The sequence below is a fragment of the Serratia sp. GW822-FHT06D09 genome, from assembly GCF_058799515.1.
Map to the genome: position 1 here is coordinate 607,556 of NZ_JBXALO010000001.1, position 25,477 is coordinate 633,032.

The window sequence follows — 25,477 nt, forward strand, 5'->3', positions numbered from 1 at the left end:
GGTTAATGGGGAGATGATTCAGCGCCATCCTCTGGCTTTGATCCGTTCCAGTCGCTGCTGTAAATCCGCCACGGCGGTGACACCGTCACTGTCACCGCGCAATACGTTAAAGGTGGCGTTGTAGATGGCTCGGGAAACCTGCGCGTATTGCCGTTTGGTTTGAGTTGCCGGGCGCGGCATGGCCTGCGCGAATATGCCCTTGAAGTCTGCCAAATAAGGCGCCTGCGCCAATACTTGCGGATCGTCGTACAGCGCGGTGCGCGAAGGAGCCTGACCCAATAACGCCAGCGCCCTTTTTTGCGATTCGGCATCGCTGACGATTTTCAGCAGCGCGATGGCCGCCTCGGGGTGTTTGGTATAGCCGTTGATTGCCCACTGCCAACCGCCCAACGCGCTGACCGAATGGCCGTCAGCCCCTTTCGGCAACGGCATCACCCCCACTTTGCCGCGGATCGCGCTGCTACTGTCCTGCGCTAGCACGTAGGCGTAGGGCCAATTGCGCATAAACAGCGCATCGCCGTTTTGGAATACCGCCCGCGACTCTTCTTCCATGTAGCCAAGCGTGCCTTTCGGCGTGATTTTGCCAATCCAACCGGCGGCCATATTCAGCGCTTGCGCCGCCTGCGGGTTGTTAATGGTGATATTGCCCTGAGCATCAATAAAACTGCCGCCGTTTTGCGACGCTACCCACTCCAGGGCGTTGCAGGTCAGCCCCTCATAAGATTTTCCCTGAAACACCAGCCCCCAAAAGTTTTTGTGGCCGGCGGCACGCTCAGCTTGCTGAATGTAGGTTGCGACGCGGGTCAGATCGGCCCAGGTCTCCGGCGGTTGTTCACCGTATTTCTCCAGCAGATCCTTGCGGTAGTAGAGCGCGCCGCTGTCCAGATAGGCCGGCACCGCTTTGACCCGGCCATTAACCACGTTGTTTTGCCAGGCGGCGGGGAAGAAATCCTGTTTGATGTCGCTCACGCTGTCGGTCAGATCCAGCAGGTGTTTGTTCAATACGCCGATCCATACGGTGTCGGCCTGAAACAGATCGATGGCGCTGGCGTCTTTGGCGGCAAACAGTTGCTGGAACAGCGACAGCTTTTCATCGGAGGCAGGAGGCAGGTCGATAAATTCCAGGGTATGGCCAGTCTGAGCCTCAAAGCGCTGTTTGATCTCGTTGCAGTATTGGCGCCCTTCTTTGCTTGGCGCGCATTGCATACGCAACGTGTCGGCCAATACTTGCCCGGACATCAACGCCAGTGCGGCGGCAACCATACTCGGTATCAATCTTCTCATTGCATCCTCTCTGGTGGCGGCTGGGAATACCGGCATAGGAGCAAGCTATCGAAGGCAGGTCATTGGCGGAAATCGTTTTTCACCGCTACGATATAGAAACTTTCTATACCACCAGTGGAAAATATGATCGTGGACAAAATTCTGCGGCAGTTTATCGAAGTGGCGATGTTCAAAAATGTGAGTCATGCAGCAAACAAACTTTGCCTGAGCCAGCCGACGCTGACCCACAACATGAAGAAACTGGAAGAGAACCTCGGAGTACAGCTGCTGGAGCGAACCTCAACCGGGGTAAAAACCACCGAGTACGGCGATCTGCTGTTGGAGCAGGCGCAGATGATGCAGCGTATCTACGACAACACGCTGATCAAACTGGCGTTTATCAAAGCACGTCAGGAGCAGAGCCTGCGTATGGGCACCGGTCATGCCTGGTGGTATATGTTTGTACGCGACAGCTTCAATGCCTACCGCAAGCTGCATCCGATGGTGAATATCCATATCGATCTGGGCAACCACCTGCGCCTGATGGACCTGTTATTGGGCGGGGATATCGACTTGTTTATCGGCCATGAAATTCAGGGCCTGAACCCTAAAGCAGGCATCAGCTTTCTGCCGCTGTTTGGCACCACCGACAGTATGTTCGTGCGGCGCGGACACCCGCTGCTGGGACAAACGGTGGGCCCGGATGCGCTACTGGACTACCCCTGTGTTGAGCTGACGCCGGATGAAAGTCGTTATCATCATATGGTGGAAGATATGCAGCCGAAAAAGCTGGCGCGAAACCGCCTGCATCTGGCGGAGCGGGTAATTTGTTCGACCAATTCCATGATGTCGGCTGTAGACATGATCAACGATTCCGATGCGGTACTGCTGAGCTATCCCTCCTGTATGGCGGGTTATTTTGCGGATTACGGCATTGAACCCCTGCAGCTGATCCAGCCGGGACCACGTTGCACCGTCGGTATCTATCTGATGCGTGAAAAGGCGGATGCCCCGCATGTGGTGCAGATGCAAACACTAATGCAGCAGCACCTGGAACAGATCCGCCCGCTGTTGTCGTAGCTACTTCTCGCCGGTCAGCGCCACCAGCGCCTGGTACAGCGGTCGGGCATTGCCCGGCCCCACCACCAGCTGATATTCGGTAGTCAGACGTGGAGTGTCGACCTCCAACAGCGCTTTAACACCGTTCAGGTCTTCGATGCACGGTCGATCCAGCCGCCCGGCATCGCGCAGTTCCACCCTGATACGGCTGGCGCAGTAGCGTATTTTGGTCAGGTTTTCCGCTCCGCCAAAGGCGGCCAGCACCAACGCCGCAAGCTGATGTGTTTCCATTGTGCCTCCAGAAAAAGATTGCCTATGCAACAACAGCATAGAGCCGGCGGCAGGCCGAAGTGAAATTGGTTTCACCCGGTGCAATATAGACCCTATCTATAACGCATCATTCGGCGCCCTCAATCTGTTACAAGGCATATACTTAACGGAGTGTACAGATAGGAGGTAATTGAGATGAAAGCGATAATTCCCCTGTTTTTGATGCTGATGCTTTCCGGCTGCCTTGGCCGGGGCGGCCCACAGGATGTGCCGCCACCGCCGGTGCATAACGATCCACAAACCTGCAATAATTCCTCCGCCAGCGCCAACAGCGACTGCTCTCAGTCAGTGGTACCGACGATGCACTAACGCAAGCCATGCGGGCCGCGATCAGATCTCTATACGCAGGCCCGCCGCTTTCCAGTCAGGAAATCCGTCTTCCAGCCTGCGGGCCTCGCGACCTTTGGCGCGCAGCGCAGCAACGGCGTTAACCGAAAGCACGCAGTAAGGGCCGCGGCAATAGGCGACCACTTCACGGCCTTCGGGTAACTCGGCCAATCGACGCTCAAGCTCTTCCAACAGAATGTTCAATGCGCCCGGCAAATGCCCCAGCGCATACTCTTCATGCGGGCGTACGTCGAGCAGAAGGCCCACGCCGTGTTCGGCGTAGGCCTTTATCTCAGCGCTGTCCTTTGCGCCGGGCTGTGGTAATCCCAGCTACGAAGATTGTTCTTCTTCGTTGGCCAGATTTTTCGCCTGCTGTTTCATAAACACCACTTCCTGCGGGCTCGACATGTTGACACGGTGCGCCCGCAGCAATTTGAGAATATTGAACAACAGTTCGCTCTTGGTTGAACCGACCATGCGCGGGCTGGCGACATAACCGGTCACGCTGAGGATAATGCCGTCCGGGCCGAGCTGGCTGAAGCGCACATAGGGCGCCGGGGCATCCAGAATGGCTTCATATTCCTGATAAGCGCTCAGCAGGATGTTGCGAACCTGCTCCGGATCGATATCCGTCGGGAAGGTCAGCGCAATGGTTACCACCCCCTGCGCATTGCCCATGGTGGCATTACGCACGTTTTGAGAGATAAGTTGAGAGTTAGGTACGATCATCGTCGAGCGATCGCTAAGCTGGATCTCGGTGGCGCGCACATTGATACGACGCACGTCCCCCTCTACGCCGCCGATACCAATCATATCGCCGACTTTCACCGGGCGTTCGGTCAACAGAATCAAACCGGAAATAAAGTTCTTCACGATTTCCTGCAAACCAAAACCGATACCCACCGACAAGGCACTGACGATCCAGGCCAGGTTGTTCCACTGGATGCCCAGCGCCGCCAGGGTAATCAGGATCAACAGCACGTAGCCCACGTTGCTGAACAACGTCACCAGCGACGCACGAATACCGATATCTGCAATGGTTTTTGGCAGCAGTTCCTGGCTTAACCAGCGCTGGGTAACTCGCAGAATATAGATGCCAATGGCCAGGCAAATCACCGCATTGATCAGGTTGCCGGGCACAATGTTCAGTTGTTTCAGCCCTTCGCCGCTAAGAATGGCGATGATCTTTTCCAACAGCGAGTTGGGCGTCGTGGTGCCAAACGAGCCGTTAAACAACGAGACAATCATCAACAACAGCAGCGAGCACTTGGCGATGGCGGTGAAGATGATCGCCATCTGCTCCAGGTGGCGATCCTTAAAATTAAGCGACTTCTTCAGCATCTTGCCACTGGCGGTTTGCGGCGAGAAGATTGCCGCGCACAGGTCAGTGGCGAACAGCACCAGGAAATAGAACGTCATTAACACCAGCGCGATCCAAATCACCTGATAGGTCAGGAAACGGGCAAAAGCGATATACCCTATCAGCAGCGAAAGCAAGATCACGCTTGAACACACCAGGGTGCTCATATGCAAAAGCCCACTGATGGTGGAGCGCTTCTCTACGTGTTCGCCCTGCTGTTCCAACTGACGGCGGATACGCTGAGAACGCAGTGGCATCGCCAGCAACACCATACCAATCAAGCCGGCAACCAAGCCGTTACCGAAAATGGTGGTGCTCAAACTGGCGCTGACGGCATTATTAATAAGTTCTACCGTACCAAATGCCAATGCCAGCCCGGCCAACAGCGGCGAGAAATAGCGCAGACCTGAGGCAACGGCATTATCCAGGGTGCCAAGGCGCCACGAAGGGCGATTAAGTGACAGCGTTGCGCGCCCCAGTCCGGCAATCAGCGCGCAGAAAATCCCTAACTGATAAAAACTCCCGGCGAAATCCTCCAGCATCACCGGTAAGGGTTGTACGCGTGTGAAGGTGAGGAACAGCAGGTTCAACGCGATGCTGGTAGTAACAACCGTGACGGTGACGGTCATGATTGCCATAAAACTGCGGCGCAAACGCCCGTCCGGAAGATAACGGATGCTCACCCACGCCAGGAAACGCTCGGAAAAATAGCGCCCCCACGACCAGATAACCACCGCCAATACCAACAGACCCAGGGTGCCGTAACGTGAATCTTCCTGCCAACTGGCGTCCCAAGTCTGTTTCATTGCGGCGTTAAACTGATCCAGGCGCTGCACGTCGTCATCGGCAGGCTTTATCACCGGCGTCCAAAATTTGGTGCCCAACACGCTACCGGTGTTCAACGCCAACTGACTTTTGAACGCGACGCGACGTAAGTCACTGATTTGTTGCCCCAGGTCGAGTACGCCAGCTCTCATCGCCTGTGCGCGTTGAACCGCTTCGTCGAGCTGCTTCTTGCTGTTATTCAAGGCATTGCGCTGTTGTACCACTGCCGCGTTTTCCGCCAACGCACCTGCCGCCGGTTGCGGCCCCAACACGTCCAGTTGCGCCTGCAGCTTCTCTTGCGCCGGTTGCAAGTCGGCCGCCAGCTTTTCCAGCTTGGCGGCCAGATCGTCAGTGGTCAATTTCAGCTTGCTGAGCTGGGTATCGTTACTGGCTTTGGAAACCTGCTGTTTTATGCTGTCCAACTGCTTCTGGTAGTTTTTCAGGGCGGTCGCAGGGTCCGGCTGGCTTTCGGCTACCGGGCTGTCATCCTGTGCGGCAACGCTGGTCAGCGGCGCCAACTGCAAGCCAAACAGCAGGAACAGGAAAAGAATAATTTGACGGGGCTTTAACATAAATTCGGGGCTCAGCCTTTACATGATAGACAAACGAAACAGGCGGGCCGGTAGTCACCGACCCGCCTGGCTAATCATAAACTGAGATTATGATAACTGCTTAATCTCCGCTTAAATATCAGTATTACTCCCATTCAGCACGATTCTCATGGTGACAACGTCACTAAAAACAATGAAGAATTACCGCTTACCGCACTGATAACGCTGCGAATTTACACTAGCGCAACCTGCCAAAGCCCCCTATACTCGGCTCATTCATTAACCTACGTTACAAAAGGAGGATTACTATGCCGATGTGTGAATTGTTTTTTTACTCACACTTCTATAGTAATTGCCGCTGCTCAAGCATTACCGGTATCGTGCTGCGATAACCCAGGCTTGAGCGAAGCTTACTAACATTTGAGTCCCTTCCCTCCGGCTTACCGGGTTGTCGTCAGCGATGTTTGACGATAGGCATACGCATGCCTGTAACTCTTGAGTAAGCAATGAGCACATTACTTTCTGCATTATCTGTCGGCTACGACAACAATTTCGGCCCTCTGCTGGTTGAGGTTTCCTTTAGCCTGAAAAAAGGCGATCGCATCGGTTTAATCGGCCACAACGGCTGCGGTAAAAGCACCCTGCTTAAAATCCTCAGTGGCGATCTGCCCGCCAGCGCCGGCAGCGTAACCCCTGCCCACCAGTGCCTGATGGCGCGGGTGGAACAGCACCTGCCCGAAGCTCTGCACGACTGCAGCCTGCTGGATGCGGTCATGGCGCGACTGCCGGAAAACCAACGCGTCAGTGAAAGCTGGCAAGGCGAAGTGCTGCTAAGCAGCCTGGGCTTTGCGCCAACGTCATGGACACTGACTGCGGGCACACTGAGCGGCGGCCAGCATACGCGCTTGCTGTTGGCGCGCGCGTTGATTCGCCAACCCGACCTGCTGCTGCTGGATGAGCCGAGCAATCACCTGGACCTGCCAACCCTGCTGTGGCTGGAGCAGTTTCTGCAAAACTGGTCCGGCAGCTTCGTACTGGTATCTCACGATCGGCATTTGCTGGATCAGGTCACCAACTGCACCTGGATCCTGCGCGATAAAACTCTGCAGTTTTTCCGCCTGCCCTGTACCGCCGCACGCAAGGCACTGGAGGAACAGGATGAAGCGGACGCACACCGCCGTCAGGCGGAGCAGAAAGAGATCGACCGGGTGGCGAAAAGCGCCCAGCGGCTGGCCGTGTGGGGTCGGGTTTACGATAACGAAGACCTGGCTCGCAAGGCCAAGCAAATGGAAAAACGCGTTGATCGGCTGAAAGAAGAGCAAACCACGTTGAGCGCAGGCAGCCAATGGCGGCTCAGGTTAAAGGGCGAGGCGCTGGATGCCGATCGCCTGCTGGCCTTGCCGCAACTGGACGTGCGCCCGGCGGCGGAGGCTCCGGTTCTGTTCAGGCTTGCATCGTTGCGGGTTAAAAGCGGGGATCGCATCGCCATCGTCGGGCGTAACGGCTGCGGTAAATCTTCGTTGCTACATCATCTGTGGCGCGAATACCAAGACCCAAACCAACGGGAAGCCGTGTTCCACCCGCGAGTCCGCATCGGCTATTACGATCAAAGCCTGCAGCAACTGCGTGACGAGGATACGCTGAGCGAGGCGTTGTCGCATTTCGCGCCGCTGACCGAGGAACAGCGGAAAATGGCGCTGATTGGTGCCGGGTTCCCTTACCTGCGTCATCAGCAGCGCATCAGCACCCTGAGCGGCGGCGAGCGTTCGCGCCTGCTGTTTGTTGGGCTGACGCTGGCCAACTACTCTCTGTTATTGCTCGACGAGCCGACCAACCACCTGGATATGGAAGGCAAAGAAGAGCTGGCCGAGACCCTGCGTCAGTTTGAAGGCGCAGTGATGCTGGTCACCCACGACCGAATGCTGATCGAAAATAGCTGTAACCGCTTCTGGTTGATTGACCAGCAAAGGCTGGAAGAGTGGCAGGATCTGGAGCCTATCTACCACCGATTGGCACAAGCGACGGAGGCCGCGCCAATGACCACCTCGTCCCAGCAGCCTGCCAGTCGCGAATTGCAGCATGCAGACGAGGAGCGACTGTTGGCCGCGCTGTTTGAACTGGAAAGCAAACTGCAAGAAGATCTGGCGCGTAAACCCAAGCATCAAAAAGTGCAGCTGCAGCAGCAATGGCGAAGTGAAATCGCGACCATTACCGCACAGTTAAATCTGGACTAACCTGTACAGGCCGCCTGCGGGCGGCCTTTTTCGTAGGGAGGTGGTATGAATATTCATCTCAGGTTGGCAACCCGTGAGGAGCAACCCTTGCTGGCGGCGATGCTGCCCAACTATTTGCGGGAGCTGGCTGCGGATACTGACTATCCACACCTGGCTCGCTATTGGCATGAAAACGGCAGGTACCCGTATCTGATAGTAAACCAGGCACAACCGGTGGGATTTGCCTTGGTCAGAACGCTGCTGCCAGCTACCACTATGGAAATGGCGGAGTTTTATGTCGCCAAACCCTGGCGAAAATACGGTATAGGCAAAAGTGCCGTGCAGGCACTGTTTGCCCTGCATCCCGGTCGTTGGCAGCTGTCGGTGCTGGCAGACAATCCAGGCGGCCTCGCCTTTTGGCTGTCGGTGGTACCACCGACGGCTTACCGGGCCTGGGTTGAAAAACCGGGGATCCGACCTCACTGGGCGCTGTCATTTTCCGTCGGCAGCGCCCAGTGATAAGCACCAGAAACTAGATGCCGGGTTTAGGCTTAATCGGCTCCACGTGCCCTACTGCCCGCGATATGCTGGGATAAAGTGCGCGTAACTGGCGTTCGATGCTGTCTACCGCAGCATGCGCGGACACAATAGAGGCCGCCGGGGAAACCCGGCAGTGAAAGTTAACGATAATGCCGTTCGCAGTTTTGCGTGCGCGTATGTTATGCACATCCTGCACCATTTCACCGTTCTCTACCGCCACATGCAGGATCTGACGAATGTGCGCCAGCTCTTCCGGCGCAACATCTTCACTGGCTATCCAGTGGTGCGTCTGCGGTTCAAGATGAGTTTCAATTTCAGTCTCCTCGCCAATCGCCTCGCGCAGCAAGGTTTCAATCTCACTGGCGATATCGTGAGCCTGTGCCACGCTGGCGCTGGCAGGTACGGCCAGATCCAGACTGATCGACATGCGTTCCGGCAGCTGTTGCAGGGCCAAATTTTGTACCACCGCCCCGTGGTTGGCGGCGATCACCCGGATACGGGTCGCCATGTCTTCGTCGCTGCGGGTTTGCGGGTTGGCAATCACCGTGGCTTCGGCATTGGCATATTGCCGTTCCAGACGTTCGGCAATCGACTTTTTCAGCGCGTTGATACGCTCCAGCGGCAAGGTGCGGCACACGGCGACGGTGACCTCAATGAACAACATGGCACCGGCGTTGCGGATGCGAATATTCTCGGTGGCCAGTATTGCGGGGAAACTCTGGAGCAAGGCATCGATTTCTTCCTTGGCACCGGCAGGCGCGGTATCCATCAGCGAATCGAATGAACGTTTCCCCAGTTTCACCGCCGCGACCACAATAAAACAGGCTACGATCAACGCCGCGATGGCGTCTGCACGATTGAAGCCGAGCATGACGAACACCATGCCCAACAGCACCACGGCGGAAGCCAACATATCTGAGAAGAAATGCAGCGCATCGGCCTCCAACGCCGCACTGTCAGTGGCCTTTGCCACGCGATTCAGCGCCCTGACGCGGAAAAAATCGACCACAATCGAGATCAACAGCACCGCAATGACCACAGGGGCAGCGACAATTTCATGCGCTTCCCCGAGCAGGCTTTTGCCGGCCTCGTAAACAATCCAGCCGGCAGCCCCCAACAGCAACAGTACTTCAAACAGCGCGGCCAGATTTTCGACCTTGCCATGACCAAAATGATGGTCGTCATCAGCGGGTTTGTCGCTGATGCGCACCGCCAGCCAGGTAATACTGGTGGCAATAAAATCGGTGAAAGAGTGGATCCCTTCAGAAATAAGACCAATACTGCCGGTAAAAATGCCGGCAATAAATTTCCCGGTCGCCAATAGCCCGCTGGCTATCATCGAATTTCTGGCAACGGATTGTTTTTCATTTTGCATATTACGGCTCACATTCAAAGGGGCATTCATTTCTTTATTTTAGTCGAGTATTGCCAGGCAAAAGCAACCAGCAGCATACTACCCGAGAATGTCAGCATTAAACTAGACAGAAATTCTGATTTTCCGGTTGAATAAAAATAAATCTCATTCACACCCACGGCAATCATCAAAATGGCATAGAGCAGACCAAGAATAGAAATAATCATTATCGTTATACTCCACAAAGCTGCATCAGGCGGTCAGAGTTTAATCGCATCCTCCCCGTCGTAATAAAACACTTCGGGGAGGATGCATCCAGGCGGATCTTTAGCGTTCATTAATCATCCCATTTAGAGCTCATATAGGCGGCGAACAGGCCCAGTGAGCTGATGATGCTCAGGAATCCTACAAAGAAGATCATGTTTCCCATTATTTCGTCCTCGGTTAATTATTGTCGATAAAAGCCTCTTTAATTAAAAAGTGGATAATCTCATTATTCATGAATATTTACGCACCTCCTGTTTACTGAGAATTAATTTCCGCTCCGGCAACCACACGGAGCGGAAGCCCCTTTATATCCCCAGCACGTGCTGGGCGATTTTGAAGTAGATAATCAGCCCGGTACCATCAATAAAGGTGGCGATAAACGGCGCCGACACTACCGCCGGATCAATGCCCACACGCTTGAGCAGCATCGGGATAATGGATGAAACAATGGCGCTCCAAACGGTAATCGCCACCAGCGACAGGCTGACCACCATAGTAACGTCCATACCCACGCCCATGATCCAGGCGCGCGCCCAGGCTGCGATGCCGATGGTAGCGGCTATCAGCAGCGAGGTGGACACCTCTTTGCGGATCACCGCGCCCAGGTTACGCAGGCTGACCTCTCCCAACGCCATGGCACGTACCAACGTAGAAGTGATTTGAGTACCGCTGTTACCGCCGGTACCGATCAGCAACGGAATGAAGAATGCCAGTGCTATCGCCGCTTCCAGCTGTTCTTCAAAGGCCTTTAACACATTGCCGGTATAGGCTTCGGCGACAAACAGCATCAGTAACCACACCGACCGCTTGCGCCACAATGCCCAGGGGCTGGTTTCGAGATAAGGCTTGTCCAGCGGCAGGCTGGCGCCCTGGCGTTGCGCATCCTCGGTATTTTCGTCTTCAATCAGCCGGGCGATTTCTTTTTCGCCCAGCACGCCCACCAGCGTTTTATTCACCACCACCGGTACTACGTCCAGCCCGCCCTTACCCAATAAATGGGCGACGTCATTACGGTCATCATCGGGAGAGACCTGGAAATAGCTGTGATTGATCATCACGCCAACGGGTTTATCATCGTCTTCGCACTGCAATAATTTTTTTACCGACAGCGTACCGCGCAGATGATAATCATCAGCAGTGACAAACAGCTGAGCGGGAATTTCATCCGTTTTTAACTGAGAAAGAAAATATTCCTTGGCTTTGTTGACCGTCATATTGCCGGGAACGGTAATAAAATCGGCGTTCATATAGCTCGCAATCGAAGACTCGTCTTGAGTTTCAGCATGGGCCAGCGCCGGTGAGAGGTAATTTTGATGTAACTTCATTATGTTAGTCCCTATTTCTGTTTAAACTTCAACAGCGAATCGCATAGGGGCGTTAACCACAGAGGGAGTGCAGAAAGCCTATCTCCGCGTCCAGGTTTTAGCACTATACAACGTATCTGATGTGTTAATCAGAAGTTACTTTGGGCTGAACCTTAATCCGATAAAGCCTGTCTTAACCTTGGGCATCTCTCGATGTCGTCAGATCAGTAACCTGTGTTTGTATAGGAGCCTCGCCAAACGAGATACTGCATATAAACTACGGGGGGCAGTATAGGCAGGGTTTTTAATCGATGGGCAAAAATCTGACTTGCCGTTGATGAAACATTTAGAAAAAACATTTTCGGTAAAAATAATAAAATGTGGGACGGAACAATCCTAACCCACATTATTTACCGTCAATGCGCGAGGATATACACGTTTTTGTCGTACAACGGCCCCTGGCGGGTAAAGTCGATGCCTTTCACATAGGGTTTGACCAGCGTGGCGTTAGCCTCGTAGTACACCGGTGCCACCGGCGTATCCACCGCCAACACATCTTCTGCCTGCTGGAAGGCCTGCTGCACCTGTTCCGGGCTTTGCGCCGCGGTAGCCTGGTGCAGTAGCCGATCGTAATGCTCATTGGCATATTTGGCCGAGTTCTCGCTGCTGGTAGAGCGGAATACATTCAGGAAAGTGGAAGGATCGTTGTAATCCGCCAACCAACGGCTGAACGCCGCACTGTATTGACCGTTGTTGATATTGTCCAATACCACCTTGCGCTCCTGATTTTGCAAAGTGACCTCTGCTCCCAGGTTCTTTTTCCACATCGCGCTAGCGGCGATCACAATTTTCTTGATGGTGGCGTCGTTGCTGTACAGCAGAGTGAAACGTAACGGATGCTGCGCGTTAAAACCGGCTTCCGCCAGCAGCTTTTTCGCTTGGGCAATGCGTTGCTCTTGCGACCACCCCGCCGCCACGCCAGGCTGTAAGGTAAAGCCACCGGAGCCGGTTGGGGTAAAGGTCCAGGCCGGCTGTTGACCATAGCCCAAGACCTTGCCGGCAATCACCTGTTTATCCAGCGCCAGATTCAGCGCCTGACGCACACGCACGTCGTTAAAGGGCGGCTGCCGGTTATTAAAGACAAAGTAGCTGGTCGACAGCAGCGGATAAGTCACCAGTTGCTCATCGCCCAGGTTTTTTTTCAGCTGTTGGTATAACTCTGGCGGCGCGCTGTAACCCAGTTCGATCTCACGGGCGCGAAAACGCGCCACTTCCGGGAACCCTTGCAGCGGCAGGAATGTCACCTTATTGAGCACCGTGTGGGCGTTATCCCAATACTGGGTATTGCGCTCTAGGACCACTTTTTCATTCACCACCCACTGCGCCAGTTTGAAAGCTCCGTTACCGACGAAGTTTTGCGGTTGGGTCCAGTTTTTGCCGTATTGCTCCACCACTTTCCGATTTACCGGCAGCACCGGAAAATGCACCAGCTGTTTAAGCAAATAGGAGTTAGGTTCAGCCAGCGTCACCTGCAGGGTATGGGCATCCAACGCTTTCACGCCCAGTTCGCTCGGCGGTTTGCTACCGGCGTTAATTTCCGCCGCATTCAATACATAGGCCGACGCCAGATAGCTGCCGTAGGGTGAAGCGGTTTTGGGATCGGTCAAGCGCCGCCAGCTAAAGACGAAATCATCGGCGGTCACCGGATCGCCATTTGACCATTTCGCTTCTGGACGCAGATGGAAGGTCCAGACAGTCCCCTTAGTTTCCCACTTGGTGGCCAATGCGGGGATCACCTCGCCATTTTTTCCCACCCGCAGCAGCCCTTCAAACAGGTCATTGAAGATATAAAATTCCACGTTGCTTTCCGCCAGGTTCGGATCCAGCGTAGCCGGCTCGTAACCATTGGCCCGCACCAGCTCCTGTTTGGCGGCCAGTTGAACGCCTGCAGGCACCTCGGCGGCCTGCACCGCCATGCCAGCCTGAAAAGACAAGATGATTAGACCAGCCAATCCCTTAAGCTTGAATGAATATGTCACGTCGTTATCCCTTATTGGTGTTTTGTCGACGCCTATATTCATCGAAGCAGTTGAATAAATTAAATCATTAAACGCTATGACTCATAACCAAAATAACTGGGGTGAAACAACATGAATTTCTTTCATTATCAAACTCCTACTCGCCATCCTGATGAGTCTGTTTTTCACCAGGACTGAAGCAATGTTAACGGCTATCCGGCCAACACTTAATGGCGATGGTTGAATGCATTAAACGGCGTCACTCGTGGTTCTGAGTGCAGTTGCACCGACAGCGGAGATGACAGGCCAAACAGCGAGGTTATTGGTTTCATTGCACTGCCAATCGATTAACGCATTATAAATACTGATGAATTAGCGAATAAAAGAATCAATAATACTCAAGCTTAATTTTTCCTTAAGACAAGATAATTAGTGAGCAATTTATAAAAATAAATTAATACGAATCGTTTTCACTATCATTATTAATGTTCTTATATACAATCAGGGCTGCCCGGCATTCGTCAGGCCTTATTCATTCGCTTTTCTTCTCTGCACTCTCTCAATAAAAAGGATGACTGTATGAAGCTGCGTTTCACTTCTCTCGGCCCCATTGCCCTGTTGGCGTCGTCCATGATGCTGGCGTTTTCCGCCAATGCCGCATCTCAGGATGAAGGTATCGTTATTTATAACGCCCAGCATGAAAACCTGGTGAAATCCTGGGTGGACGGTTTTACTAAAGACACCGGCATTAAAGTGACCCTGCGTAATGGTGGCGACAGTGAGTTGGGTAATCAACTGGTGCAAGAAGGGAGTGCATCCCCCGCCGACGTTTTTCTGACGGAAAACTCCCCGGCGATGGTGTTGGTGGATAACGCCAAACTGTTTGCGCCCCTGGACGCCACTACCCTGGCCCAGGTTGAACCGCAGTACCGTCCACAGCATGGCCGTTGGATAGGCATTGCTGCCCGCTCAACGGTGTTCGTCTACAACCCGGCTAAGTTGACCGAAGCGCAATTGCCGAAATCACTGCTGGATCTGGCCAAGCCGGAATGGAAAGGCCGCTGGGCTGCCTCACCTTCAGGTGCGGATTTCCAGGCGATCGTCAGCGCCTTGCTGGAGCTAAAAGGCGAGAAAGCCACCCTGGAATGGCTGAAAGCGATGAAAACCAACTTCACCGCTTACAAAGGCAACAGCACCGTGATGAAAGCGGTGAATGCCGGCCAAATCGACAGCGGTGTCATCTATCACTATTATCCCTTTGTCGACGGTGCCAAGACCGGCGAGAACAGTAAAAATATCAAGCTCTACTACTTCAAACACCAGGATCCAGGTGCTTTTGTCAGCATCTCCGGTGGCGGCGTGTTGGCCTCAAGCAAACACCAGCAGCAGGCTCAGGCGTTCGTGAAGTGGATCACCGGTAAAAACGGCCAGGAGATCCTGCGTACCAATAATGCGTTCGAATATGCCGTGGGCGTTAACGCAGCCTCCAACCCGAAACTGGTACCGCTGAAAGAGCTGGACGCGCCTAAAGTTGACGCCTCCGCGCTGAACGGCAAAAAAGTCGTCGAATTGATGACCGAAGCCGGTTTGTTGTAAGCCAGTCTTGTCCGTAAAGAGAGCTTTTAGCCCTATGTCGAATATAGGTTTCAACGCTGCCGGTGCAGCGCCACGTTACGCTTCAGCCCGACGCCATCAGCGGCCGGGGCTGTTTATCGTGGCGGTCGCCATTTTACTCTCCCTGCTGGCACTGTTGCCGTTGGGGTTTGTCATTAGCGTGGCGTTTGAAACCGGTTGGCCGACGGTGAAAGCTCTGGTTTTTCGCCCCCGGGTGGCCGAACTGCTGCTTAATACTCTGTTGCTGGTGGTCTTCACACTGCCGATTTGTGCCGTTCTTGGGGTGGCGTTGGCCTGGTTGACCGAGCGTACCACCTTGCCCGGACGGCGTATCTGGTCACTGTTAGCAACCGCACCGCTGGCGGTGCCCGCCTTTGTGCAAAGCTACGCCTGGATAAGCCTGGTACCTTCGATGCATGGCTTGGGCGCAGGGGTCTTTATTTCGGTCATTGCCTACTTCCCGTTTATTTACTTGCCGGCGGCCGCAGTACTGCGCCGGCTTGATCCCGGTATTGAAGACGTCGCCACTTCGCTGGGCACCCGCCCGCTGGCGGTGTTTTTCCGTGTGGTATTGCCCCAGCTGAAATTGGCGATTTGGGGCGGTTCACTGTTGATCGCTTTGCATTTGCTGGCGGAATACGGCCTGTATGCGATGATCCGCTTTGATACCTTCACCACCGCCATTTTCGATCAGTTCCAGTCCACTTTTAACGGCCCGGCGGCCAATATGCTGGCCGGGGTACTGGTGATTTGCTGCCTGGTGCTGTTGCTGCTGGAAGCCGGCAGTCGAGGCCGAGCACGCTATGCTCGCGTCGGTTCCGGCAGCGCCCGCAGCCAGAACGCTTACCGTCTTGGGCCTGCCGCTACCCTGTTCGGCCTGCTACTGCCCTTGGTACTCACCGCGCTGGCGCTGGGCGTGCCCTTTATCACGCTGGCCCGCTGGCTGACCTTGGGTGGATTTGAGGTCTGGCGCAATACCGAACTGCTGCCAGCCCTGCTGCAAACGCTGTCGCTGGCGGCCAGCGGAGCGCTGTTGATCACCTTATGCGCCATCCCAATGGCCTGGCTTTCGGTACGCTATCCGGCACGACTGTATCGGATTTTGGAAGGCTGCAATTATGTCACCAGCTCGCTGCCCGGTATCGTCGTGGCGTTGGCGTTGGTCACCATCACCATTCACAGCTTCCGCCCAATTTATCAAACCGAAATTACCCTGCTGCTGGCCTATTTACTGATGTTTATGCCGCGAGCCTTGATCAACCTGCGTGCGGGCATCGCTCAGGCACCGGTAGAGTTGGAAAATGTAGCGCGCAGTCTCGGCCGATCCCCGGCGCAGGCGCTGTGGAGCACCACGCTGCGACTGGCAGCTCCCGGCGCGGCCGCCGGTGCGGCACTGGTGTTTCTGGCCATCTCCAACGAATTGACTGCCACCCTGCTGCTGGCCCCCAACGGCACCCGCACGTTAGCTACCGCTTTCTGGGCGCTGACCAGCGAGATCGACTATGTGGCGGCGGCCCCTTACGCGCTGATTATGGTGGTGTTATCACTGCCACTGACCTGGCTTCTTTATTCTCAATCCAAACGCACGGCGGGATTATGAGCACGCTTGAACTACAAGGCATCGGTAAGTCCTATAACGCGATCAAGGTGCTGGAGCATGTTGATTTGCAGGTTGCCCCGGGCAGCCGCACCGCGATTGTCGGCCCTTCCGGCTCGGGGAAAACCACCCTGCTGCGCATCATCGCCGGCTTCGAAATACCGGACAGCGGTCGGGTGATGTTGCAGGGCCATTCGATGGACAATGGCAGCGGCTGGGTGCCAGCGCACCTGCGGGGCATTGGTTTTGTCCCGCAAGATGGCGCGCTGTTTCCGCACTTCACCGTGGCCGGCAATATCGGTTTTGGCCTGAAGGGCAGCAAGCGCGACAAGCAGCTGCGTATAGATGCGCTGATGGACATGGTGGCGCTGGATCGTCGCCTGGGTGCACTGTGGCCCCACGAGCTTTCTGGCGGGCAACAGCAACGTGTGGCGTTGGCCCGGGCACTCTCACAGCAGCCGAAATTGATGTTGCTGGATGAACCCTTCTCCGCGCTGGATACTGGCTTGCGTGCCGCGACCCGCAAAGCGGTGGCAGAGCTGCTGGCCGAAGCCAAAGTGGCGTCTATTTTGGTGACCCACGATCAGACTGAAGCGTTGTCGTTTGCCGATCAGGTGGCGGTGATGCGCAATGGCCGTCTGGCACAGGTTGGGCCGCCGCAGGATCTTTATCTACGGCCGGTCGACGAACCCACCGCCACATTTTTAGGTGAGACGCTGGTGCTCTCCGCCGATCTGGAACAGGGTTGGGCCCAGTGCGCGTTGGGGCGGATTGCCGTGGACGACTGTAGCCGCCGTGGGCCTGCCCGCATCATGCTGCGGCCGGAGCAAATCCAAATCAGTCAGTCCGAGTCGCAACACTCCAGCCAGGCGGTAGTGACCCACATCGATTTCGCCGGTTTTGTCTCCACCCTGAATTTGCGTATGGCCAACAACGACGCCACGATTGAGCTTAAAACCGTCAGCCGCGAAGGCCTTCGCGCCGGTACCCTGGTCAATCTGAATATCATCGGTCAGGCACATATTTTTGCCGGGTAATACCTGCATCTCAGTCAAACCGGTGCCTGCAGAACAGGCATCGGTATCCCCCGAACCTGGCCTTCGCGTTGCAGTACCCTGGCGTCTCACTCAACTCGCTTAACGATAAAACCTATCGCAGCCATCGTTGAGTAAAAACCCTTTCATCAACTACGATTAGTTTGTGACCGGTGCAAGCATTCACCCGTCCGGAGATAACCCACAGAGGATTATCATAATTATTCATGCTGCTTAAAGCCGCCCTTCTTTGATGCGGCTAAGAAAGGTTAATTATGTCACGTACTACCCCCCTCGAACGCTACCGCAATATCGGCATCTCGGCGCATATCGATGCCGGCAAAACCACCACCACCGAGCGGATTCTGTTTTACACCGGGGTCAGTCACAAGCTGGGCGAAGTGCACGACGGCGCCGCCACCATGGACTGGATGGCGCAGGAGCAGGAACGCGGCATTACCATTACTTCGGCGGCGACGACCTGTTTCTGGAACGGCATGCAGCATAATTATCCGCAGCACCGCATCAATATTATCGACACCCCCGGGCACGTAGACTTTACCATTGAGGTCGAACGTTCGATGCGCGTGCTCGATGGCGCGGTCATGGTCTACGACTCGGTGGGTGGCGTACAGCCGCAGTCGGAAACCGTCTGGCGCCAGGCCAATAAATACAAGGTGCCGCGGCTGGCGTTCGTCAACAAAATGGACCGCGTGGGCGCTGACTTTTTCCGCGTGCGCAAAATGATGATCGAGCGCCTTAAGGCCAATCCGGTACCGATCGTCATACCCATTGGCGCTGAAGACCACTTCACCGGCGTGGTGGACTTGGTGACCATGAAAGCAATCCTGTGGGACGAAGCGACCCAGGGCATGAGTTTCAGCTTTGAAGAGATCCCGGCGGAACTGCGTGAATCGGCACAGGAATGGCGGGATAAAATGGTCGAAGCTGCTGCCGAAGGCTCGGAAGAGCTGATGGACAAGTACCTTAATCAGGTACCGCTAAGCGAAGAAGAGATCGTTCGCGGCCTGCGCCTGCGCACCGTGGCCGGCGAAATTCAGCCGATGCTGTGCGGTTCCGCATTCCGCAACAAAGGGGTGCAACGCATGCTGGACGCGGTGATTGAGCTGATGCCCTCGCCGCTTGACGTTCCACCGATGGAAGGCCACGACGAGCGCGACAATATCGTGATCCGCCGCGCGTCTGACGATGAAAAGTTCTCGGCGCTGGCATTCAAGCTGATGACCGATCCCTTCGTCGGCCAATTGACCTTTGTGCGAGTGTATTCCGGCGTATTGGCCAAAGGCAGCAGCGTATACAACCCGGTGAAGGGGAAGAAAGAACGTATTGGCCGCATCGTGCAAATGCACGCCAACGATCGTAAAGATGTCGAAGAGCTGCACGCCGGTGATATCGCCGCCTGCGTGGGGCTAAAAGATGTTACCACCGGCGACACCCTGTGCGATCCCAACGCGATTATCACGCTGGAGAAAATGGTGTTCCCGGAACCGGTCATCGCTCAGGCGATTGAGCCGAAAACCAAAGCCGATCAGGAGAGGATGGGCATCGCGCTGCAACGCCTTTCCTCAGAGGATCCATCATTTCGCGTGCGTACCGACGAAGAGTCGGGCCAGACCATTATTTACGGCATGGGCGAACTGCATTTGGAAATTATCGTCGACCGCATGCGGCGTGAATTTGGCGTGGCGACCACCACCGGCAAACCGCAGGTGTCTTACCGCGAAACTATCCGCAAGCGCGTGACCGACGTGGAAGGCAAGTTCGTGCGCCAGTCCGGCGGTAAAGGCCAGTACGGCCACGTGGTATTGACGGTGGAACCCAATGAGCCGGGCAAGGGCTTTGAATTTTTCGATGAAATCAAAGGCGGCGTGATCCCGGGCGAATTTATCCCGGCGGTGAGAAAAGGCGTGCTGGAAGCCTTGAATAACGGCGTGCTGGCTGGCTATCAGGTGGTCGATGTCAAAGTGCACCTGACCTTTGGCTCTTACCACGACGTCGACTCCTCGGAGCAGGCGTTCCGCATGGCGGCCATCTTCGGTTTTAAAGAGGCCTGCCGTCAGGCGGATCCGGTGATCCTCGAACCCATTATGTCGGTAGAGGTAGAAACGCCGGAAGATTACGCCGGCAGCGTGATGGGCGATCTGTCGTCACGCCGCGGACTGGTGCAAGGGATGGAAGATATTCCGGGCGGCGGCGGCAAGGAGATTCATGCCAAGGTGCCGCTGTCGGAGATGTTTGGCTATTCCACCACCTTGCGCTCGATGTCGCAGGGGCGCGCCACCTACACCATGGAGTTCAGCCACTACGCCGAAGCGCCGCGCAACGTGGCCGAAGAGATCATTCACCACAGCAAAAAGTAAACTTACCGCCTGCCGCGCTCTGCGGCAGGCGTTACTCCTTGGCCCCAATACTGACCACCACCGGTTGTGGCTTAATCCGCATCGCAGACACCACTCCCACGATCAGGCAGGCAATACCGCCCAACGTCAGCAGCGGTGGCCAGGCCTGGCGCAGCATAAAGGTGTAAGCCAACCCCGCCAGAATTTCGAAGACGATCAGCGGCCCGACCAACACCGTCGGCAGGCGCTGACTCGCCTCATTCCAGCACAATGCGCCAATCCACGAACACAACATGCCAATGGCAATCATCAACGGGACAAATACTTCAGGCCTGGGTCCGAAAGGCAACGCAAACTCCGGCTGGGTAAAAGCCAATTGACCGCAAACCACCACGTAACCGATCAGTGCCAGCGGCAGCGTCACCAGCCCCTGAGCCGTTGCCCAGGTCGCGGACCTTTGCCCCGGGTTCTCCCGCAGCCAGCGGGCATTACGCAATGGGAACCAGGTCCAGCACGCCACCGCCAACACCGCCAGGCCCAAGCCGCTGGTATAACGCCAGACGTCAACCGGGGCCGTATTGCCCTGCAGTTCGGCAACGTTGACCAATGCCAGACCGCAGGCAATCAGCACCAGCGCCGGCGTCAGTTTACGCCAGGAAAGTCGGCCATCGTGCTGGCTGTAAAACAGGTTGGCGGTCACCGAAATGACCACCGGCAACGTACCGATAATCATGGTAGAAACCGGCGCTCCAGTACGTTGAATGGCACTCGCCAGGCACAGGTAATACAGCAGGTTGCCAATCGCCGTCAGCTTTAACGCCTCCAGCCAATCGTGACGATGTAACTTTTTCAGACGATGACGATCAAACCACGCCAACGGCAAGGCAATCAGCCCAAAGGCCAGATAACGCCCGGTCGACTGCAACGCCGCCGGGTATTCAGGGATTAACACCGGGCCGACAAAAATCAGCCCCCACATCAGCCCGGCAGACAAGGCAAATAACACGCCGACAAACATAATGACTCCATCAACAACCGGGAACGGCAATGCGGACCCGTGATTAAATACTTGGGGGTCAGCCTAACGAGCTCGGGCGGGAAAATATTGTAGCAGGTTGCTGTTTTAGCGGTTGGTGACCTGTTTCTGGTAGCGCACTGGCGTGACACCGTAACGATTGGCAAAGGCGCGCGTCAAATGCGCCTGATCGGTCAACCCCGCCGCTGCCGCCACCTGGGCCGCGGGCATACCGCGCCCCAACATCAGTTTGGCCTGTGACAGACGGATCGCCATCAGCATCTGTTGGGGGGATACGTGATATTGGGCTTTGAATTTACGCAGAAAATGATATGGGCTGAGCGAAACCAGCGCCGCTAACTGCTCCAGCGTAATGACAGAGGCAAAGTTATCGTGCAGGTAGCTTTTGACGATATCGAAACGGTGCGCCGCCTCTGCCTTCAACGGGCGTGCCGCCTGAATGTGTGGGCGGAAAATGCCAATGACCTGCATCAGCAAGTCGTCGATGGTCAAGGGATCTTTGGCTTGCCACAGCGCGGCCAGGGTGGCGGACAATCGCTGCGCCGCCAATGGATCCTCGCGTACCGCTTCGGTAAACCAGAACCCCTGCTCACCCGACAGCAATTCCAGCGTGTCCGGCTCCAGATACAGCATCCGGTAATTCCAGCCGCCGGCGGTTTCCGCCTCGCCGGTGTGCAACTCGTCCGGGTTCATCAATACCAACGAACCCGGCGCCGCCAAATGTTGCGCGCCACGGTAGCGGAAACGTTCAGCGCCAAAATCGACGGTGCCAATGGCGAAGGCATTGTGCGTGTGCGGCTCAAAAACATAGCGCTCTATATGGGCGTGATAAAGCTCAACGCCCGGCACCTGCGGCAAATGCCGAAACTGCGCGCTGTCTTTTTCAAAGGGAAACTGTTGTGGAACACCCTGCACCTTGCCACCCTGCTTCAATTTCGCTGGTGCCGATATGATAGTCAACGCGGCAGGTTTTGAGTAGTGCGTAACGCGGTTCTCTGGACGCTGGTACTCATTCAGCGTAGGGTATTTTACTCAGCGCCCGGCGTCAGCAAGCCGGCACCGGCGTCTTGATTATCCCGCTGCAGAACGGGAAACCCGTTTTTAACCCCTTGAAAGTAAGAGGCAACAATGTATCCAGATACTCAACTCTATATCGACGGACAATGGCGTAACGCAGTCGCCGGCAAAACCACGCCGGTCACCAACCCCGCGACCGAGGAGGTGATTGGCAGCGTGGCGCATGCCGCCGCAGCCGATCTTGATCTGGCACTGGACGCAACCGAACGCGGTTTTAAAGTCTGGCGCGACACCTCCGCCTATCAGCGTGCAAACCTGATGCGCAAGGCCGCAGCATTGTTGCGTGAGCGCGCCGAGAAGATCGCCGCCATCATGAGTCAGGAACAAGGCAAACCGGTGGCGCAGGCCAAGGTTGAAATTCTCAATTCGGCGGACGTGATCGACTGGTTTGCCGGCGAAGCCAGCCGCACCTACGGCCAAATTATCCCGTCCCGCAGTCGCGATGTGCAGCAGCAAACCCTCAAGCTGCCGGTTGGGCCGGTTGCCGCCTTCACCCCGTGGAACTTCCCGATTAATCAGATCGTACGCAAACTGTCCGCCGCGCTGGCAGCAGGCTGTTCGATCATCGTCAAAGGCCCGGAAGAAACTCCGGCCTCACCGGCGGAGCTGATCAGAGCCTTTGCCGACGCAGGCGTGCCAGCGGGCGTTATCGCGCTGGTATATGGGACTCCGGCGGAGATCTCCGAGTACCTGATCCCGCATCCGACCATTCGCAAAATCTCGTTCACCGGCTCCACCCGCGTGGGTAAACATTTGGCGGCACTGGCCGGCCAGCACATGAAGAAAGCCACCATGGAGCTGGGTGGCCACGCGCCGGTGTTGATTTTTGACGATGCCGATCTCGACGCTGCCGCCAAAGAGCTGGCGTTGGCCAAATTCCGCAACGCCGGCCAGGTCTGCATCGCCCCGACCCGTTTCCTGATCCAGCAAGGCGTTTATGAAGCCTTCGTTGAAAAATTCACCGCTGCGGTGCGTGATATCAAGCTGGGCAATGGTCTGGAGGAAGGCGTCACCATGGGCCCGATGGTTCTGCAACGCAGCGTAGAAGCCATTGATGCCTTTGTGAAGGATGCGATTGCCCAGGGTGCTAAAGCCACGACCGGCGGTCACCGGGTGGCGGGCGTCGGCAATTTCTTCGAACCGACGGTATTACGTGACGTGCCGTTGAGTGCGCGCGCGATGTCTGAAGAACCTTTTGGTCCGGTAGCCCTGCTGCGTCCGTTCACCACTTATGAGGAAGCCATTGCCGAGGCTAACCGCCTGCCATACGGTCTGGCGGCTTACGCCTACAGCCGCAGCATCGCCACGGTGACGGCGCTGGGACGCGATGTGGAAAGCGGCATGCTCAGCATCAACCATATCGGTTTTGGCCTGCCGGAAACGCCGTTTGGCGGGGTGAAAGACTCCGGCCACGGTACCGAAGGCGGCAGCGAAGCGATCGAATCCTATCTGGAAACCCGCTTCGTCACCGTCGCCGGCCGTTAAGCCATTCAGGCCGGTACATATGCCCCGTATCATTCATACGGGGCATTTTTTATCAGCCAACCTTGTCGAACAACACCCGCGCCGCCGGGGTCAAGCCCAGCATGTGAATGCAGGCATGCACCATGCCCGGCAGCCGCTCGCAACACACCGCTACGCCCGCCTCCTGTAACCGCTTGGCATAAAGCTCGGCTTCATCACGCAACGGATCGTATTCGCAGCTGAGAATGGTCGCCGGGGGTAACCGCTGTAACCTTGGGGCATGCAGTGGCTCTGCGTAAGGATCCTGCGGCTTGTCCGCTTCGCCCAGATAGGTGTTCCAACAAAACGCCATCACTTCCCGCGTCAAATAATACCCTTGCGCGTACTCCTCATAGCTTGCGGTATCCATAGCACGACTCAATGCCGGATACAGCAACAGCTGATGCTCAATCTGCGGCCCCTTGCGGTCTCGGGCCAATAACGCCACCGCCGCGGCCAGGTTGCCGCCTGCGCTGTCGCCGCCTACCGCCATGCGGGCAACGTCAACGCCCCACTCATCGGCCCTTTCCACCACGCCGCACAGGGCCTGATACACGTCCTCAAGCGGCCGTGGATAGGGATACTCAGGTGCCAATCGGTAATCAACCGACAGGATCACTCGCCCGGTGGCATTGGCCAGTGCCTGACAAGGCCGGTCATACAGCGCCAGCGATCCCAGACACCAGCCGCCGCCGTGGGCATACAGCATCGCAGCCAGAGGCTCACCCGGCGTCGCTCCTCCCGGCGTATAGGCACGAATGGCGATAGCCTGCCCGTCGTCAGCAGTCACCCAACCATCACGGACGCCACCACTGGCTTCGGCTTCACCCTGCAGCGCCAACAAGCCGGCCTGGGCGACCTCCCGCATCTCACTGAGCGATGCAGGCGCTGGTGCCTGCGCAGCCTCCGCCAGAAAACGAGCAATCTGAGGATCAAGCGGCATGGTTCTGGCTCCCTGACAGGAAGGGGATCACCAACGCGATAAATTCCTCGTGACACTCTTCGGTGATGAAATGGCCACAGCCGGCCACGGTTTCTCCTCGCAGATCCACCGCGTTGTCACGCAGCGTGACGAATGGCGCGTCGCCAGTAGCATGTTCTGCACCAATGGTCATCACCGGCATGGTTAGCCGGGTCTCTGCCCGCCGCTGGTTTTGGCGGATGGTTTCCGGAATGGCGCGGTAGTAGTCAAAACCGGCCCGCAGACTTCCCGGTGCTGAATAGGCGGCAATATAGGTTTCTGCCGCCACCCGATCCCGGCGATAGGACCAGCGGTTAAAGATATAGCTGAGATACTCCCTCTCACGGCCCAGCGTCAACGTCTCCGGCAGATCCGCCAGTTGGTTGAACATGAAGTGCCACAGGAAAATATTTTGATCTGCCGGGACAAAAATCGGTGGCGCCGGTGCCAGACCGGGAATAACCGCTTCCGTCAGCACCAGCCCCGTCACCGCCTGCGGGAAGTCGCTCGCCATTGCATAGCCAACCCACATGCCGATGTCATGGCCGATCAGTTGGTAACGTTCATGCCCCAGTTGCAGCATGGTCTGGTGCAGCGTCGCGGCAACGCTGCCGGTGTCATACCCCCCGATCGGCTTGTCCGAATCGCCGATGCCCGGCGGGTCTACCGCTATCGCTTTAAAACCGGCCGCCGCCAGCGCTTGCATGACATAACGCCAGGTAAACCAGGTCTGCGGCCAGCCAGGGATAAGCAATACCGGCTGCCCTTCGCCCAGCGTGACGCAGTGGATGCGGTTACCCTTTACCCGCGCATAGACGTGTTCCGGCTCAGGTCCATTGGTCATGGACCCGTTATTTTGCAGTGTCATTGATGTTCTCCGTCGT

At 56.1% G+C, this 25,477-nt stretch carries 22 protein-coding genes and 1 riboswitch; of the genes, 9 read left to right on the forward strand and 13 right to left on the reverse strand.

Annotated elements, in window-relative coordinates; all coding sequences use genetic code 11:
• Positions 1-18 precede the first annotated feature (18 nt).
• Complete coding sequence (locus AC1RKG_RS02765) at positions 19-1,284, reverse strand: ABC transporter substrate-binding protein (protein WP_493181958.1); 1,266 nt, start codon at positions 1,282-1,284, stop codon at positions 19-21.
• Positions 1,285-1,407: 123 nt separating this feature from the next.
• Here AC1RKG_RS02765 and AC1RKG_RS02770 point away from each other — a divergent pair, with 123 nt between their 5' ends.
• Complete coding sequence (locus AC1RKG_RS02770; RefSeq protein ID WP_048758812.1) at positions 1,408-2,343, forward strand: LysR family transcriptional regulator; 936 nt, start codon at positions 1,408-1,410, stop codon at positions 2,341-2,343.
• On the opposite strand, the gene AC1RKG_RS02775 is transcribed toward AC1RKG_RS02770, so the two are convergent.
• Positions 2,344-2,613, reverse strand: a complete 270-nt coding sequence (locus tag AC1RKG_RS02775; RefSeq protein WP_493181960.1) for a PTS sugar transporter subunit IIB — start codon at positions 2,611-2,613, stop codon at positions 2,344-2,346. It abuts the gene before it with no gap.
• 174 nt (positions 2,614-2,787) lie between these two features.
• Here AC1RKG_RS02775 and AC1RKG_RS02780 point away from each other — a divergent pair, with 174 nt between their 5' ends.
• A complete protein-coding gene (locus AC1RKG_RS02780; RefSeq protein ID WP_165366486.1) occupies positions 2,788-2,961 on the forward strand; it encodes a hypothetical protein in 174 nt (57 codons plus the stop codon).
• A gap of 21 nt (positions 2,962-2,982) precedes the next feature.
• Here the strand turns inward: AC1RKG_RS02780 and AC1RKG_RS02785 are convergent, their stop codons facing one another.
• Together AC1RKG_RS02785 and AC1RKG_RS02790 are read right to left on the reverse strand one after the other, a co-directional pair.
• The gene (locus tag AC1RKG_RS02785; RefSeq protein WP_493182069.1) at positions 2,983-3,309 is read right to left on the reverse strand and encodes a rhodanese-like domain-containing protein; all 327 of its coding nucleotides are present in this window, start codon (positions 3,307-3,309) and stop codon (positions 2,983-2,985) included.
• A complete protein-coding gene (locus AC1RKG_RS02790; protein ID WP_020826996.1) occupies positions 3,310-5,736 on the reverse strand; it encodes a DUF3772 domain-containing protein in 2,427 nt (808 codons plus the stop codon). It lies immediately after the preceding gene.
• 485 nt (positions 5,737-6,221) lie between these two features.
• Between AC1RKG_RS02790 and AC1RKG_RS02795 the strand changes: the two genes are divergently transcribed.
• On the forward strand, positions 6,222-7,949 hold the full coding sequence (locus AC1RKG_RS02795; protein ID WP_493181961.1) for an ABC-F family ATP-binding cassette domain-containing protein: 1,728 nt from the start codon (positions 6,222-6,224) through the stop codon (positions 7,947-7,949).
• A 45-nt stretch (positions 7,950-7,994) separates the two neighbouring features.
• Positions 7,995-8,447, forward strand: coding sequence for a GNAT family N-acetyltransferase (locus AC1RKG_RS02800; RefSeq protein ID WP_142815159.1), 453 nt, complete (start codon positions 7,995-7,997; stop codon positions 8,445-8,447).
• Between the two features lie 13 nt (positions 8,448-8,460).
• Here AC1RKG_RS02800 and AC1RKG_RS02805 read toward each other — a convergent pair whose 3' ends face one another.
• From AC1RKG_RS02805 to AC1RKG_RS02825, 5 genes are all read right to left on the reverse strand, one after another.
• Positions 8,461-9,843, reverse strand: coding sequence for a cation diffusion facilitator family transporter (locus AC1RKG_RS02805; RefSeq protein ID WP_041415406.1), 1,383 nt, complete (start codon positions 9,841-9,843; stop codon positions 8,461-8,463).
• Positions 9,844-9,869: 26 nt separating this feature from the next.
• Complete coding sequence (locus tag AC1RKG_RS02810) at positions 9,870-10,049, reverse strand: hypothetical protein (RefSeq protein WP_020827000.1); 180 nt, start codon at positions 10,047-10,049, stop codon at positions 9,870-9,872.
• 110 nt (positions 10,050-10,159) lie between these two features.
• The gene (mgtS, locus tag AC1RKG_RS02815; RefSeq protein WP_020827001.1) at positions 10,160-10,252 is read right to left on the reverse strand and encodes a protein MgtS; all 93 of its coding nucleotides are present in this window, start codon (positions 10,250-10,252) and stop codon (positions 10,160-10,162) included.
• A 142-nt stretch (positions 10,253-10,394) separates the two neighbouring features.
• Positions 10,395-11,417: a magnesium transporter gene (locus tag AC1RKG_RS02820; protein WP_493182071.1), complete on the reverse strand. Its 1,023-nt coding sequence runs from the start codon at positions 11,415-11,417 to the stop codon at positions 10,395-10,397.
• 72 nt (positions 11,418-11,489) lie between these two features.
• Positions 11,490-11,663: riboswitch (M-box (ykoK) riboswitch) on the reverse strand.
• 146 nt (positions 11,664-11,809) lie between these two features.
• Positions 11,810-13,474 (reverse strand): ABC transporter substrate-binding protein, encoded by a 1,665-nt coding sequence (locus AC1RKG_RS02825; RefSeq protein ID WP_493181964.1) that lies wholly within the window; start codon positions 13,472-13,474, stop codon positions 11,810-11,812.
• Positions 13,475-13,990: 516 nt separating this feature from the next.
• Here AC1RKG_RS02825 and AC1RKG_RS02830 point away from each other — a divergent pair.
• The 4 genes from AC1RKG_RS02830 to fusA all read left to right on the forward strand — a co-directional run bounded on the left by AC1RKG_RS02830 (position 13,991) and on the right by fusA (position 20,037).
• Positions 13,991-15,007, forward strand: coding sequence for an iron ABC transporter substrate-binding protein (locus AC1RKG_RS02830; RefSeq protein ID WP_020827004.1), 1,017 nt, complete (start codon positions 13,991-13,993; stop codon positions 15,005-15,007).
• A gap of 34 nt (positions 15,008-15,041) precedes the next feature.
• Entirely contained in the window at positions 15,042-16,625 is a 1,584-nt protein-coding gene (locus AC1RKG_RS02835; protein WP_261447510.1) for an ABC transporter permease, read from the forward strand.
• Positions 16,622-17,659: an ABC transporter ATP-binding protein gene (locus AC1RKG_RS02840; protein WP_046373473.1), complete on the forward strand. Its 1,038-nt coding sequence runs from the start codon at positions 16,622-16,624 to the stop codon at positions 17,657-17,659. The genes AC1RKG_RS02835 and AC1RKG_RS02840 overlap by 4 nt, the downstream gene beginning before the upstream one ends.
• Before the next feature lie 272 nt (positions 17,660-17,931).
• Entirely contained in the window at positions 17,932-20,037 is a 2,106-nt protein-coding gene (gene fusA, locus AC1RKG_RS02845) for an elongation factor G (RefSeq protein WP_048758795.1), read from the forward strand.
• 31 nt (positions 20,038-20,068) lie between these two features.
• Here the strand turns inward: fusA and AC1RKG_RS02850 are convergent, their stop codons facing one another.
• On the reverse strand, positions 20,069-21,034 hold the full coding sequence (locus AC1RKG_RS02850) for a DMT family transporter (RefSeq protein WP_020827008.1): 966 nt from the start codon (positions 21,032-21,034) through the stop codon (positions 20,069-20,071).
• A gap of 105 nt (positions 21,035-21,139) precedes the next feature.
• On the reverse strand, positions 21,140-21,967 hold the full coding sequence (locus tag AC1RKG_RS02855) for an AraC family transcriptional regulator (RefSeq protein WP_129940646.1): 828 nt from the start codon (positions 21,965-21,967) through the stop codon (positions 21,140-21,142).
• A 213-nt stretch (positions 21,968-22,180) separates the two neighbouring features.
• On the opposite strand from AC1RKG_RS02855, the gene AC1RKG_RS02860 reads away from it, so the two are divergent.
• Positions 22,181-23,614, forward strand: a complete 1,434-nt coding sequence (locus AC1RKG_RS02860) for an NAD-dependent succinate-semialdehyde dehydrogenase (RefSeq protein ID WP_493181968.1) — start codon at positions 22,181-22,183, stop codon at positions 23,612-23,614.
• A 52-nt stretch (positions 23,615-23,666) separates the two neighbouring features.
• Here AC1RKG_RS02860 and AC1RKG_RS02865 read toward each other — a convergent pair whose 3' ends face one another.
• Together AC1RKG_RS02865 and AC1RKG_RS02870 are read right to left on the reverse strand one after the other, a co-directional pair.
• Positions 23,667-24,575: an alpha/beta hydrolase gene (locus AC1RKG_RS02865; protein WP_493181969.1), complete on the reverse strand. Its 909-nt coding sequence runs from the start codon at positions 24,573-24,575 to the stop codon at positions 23,667-23,669.
• A complete protein-coding gene (locus AC1RKG_RS02870) occupies positions 24,565-25,461 on the reverse strand; it encodes an alpha/beta fold hydrolase (RefSeq protein WP_234529208.1) in 897 nt (298 codons plus the stop codon). The genes AC1RKG_RS02865 and AC1RKG_RS02870 overlap by 11 nt, the downstream gene beginning before the upstream one ends.
• Positions 25,462-25,477: the final 16 nt, after the last annotated feature.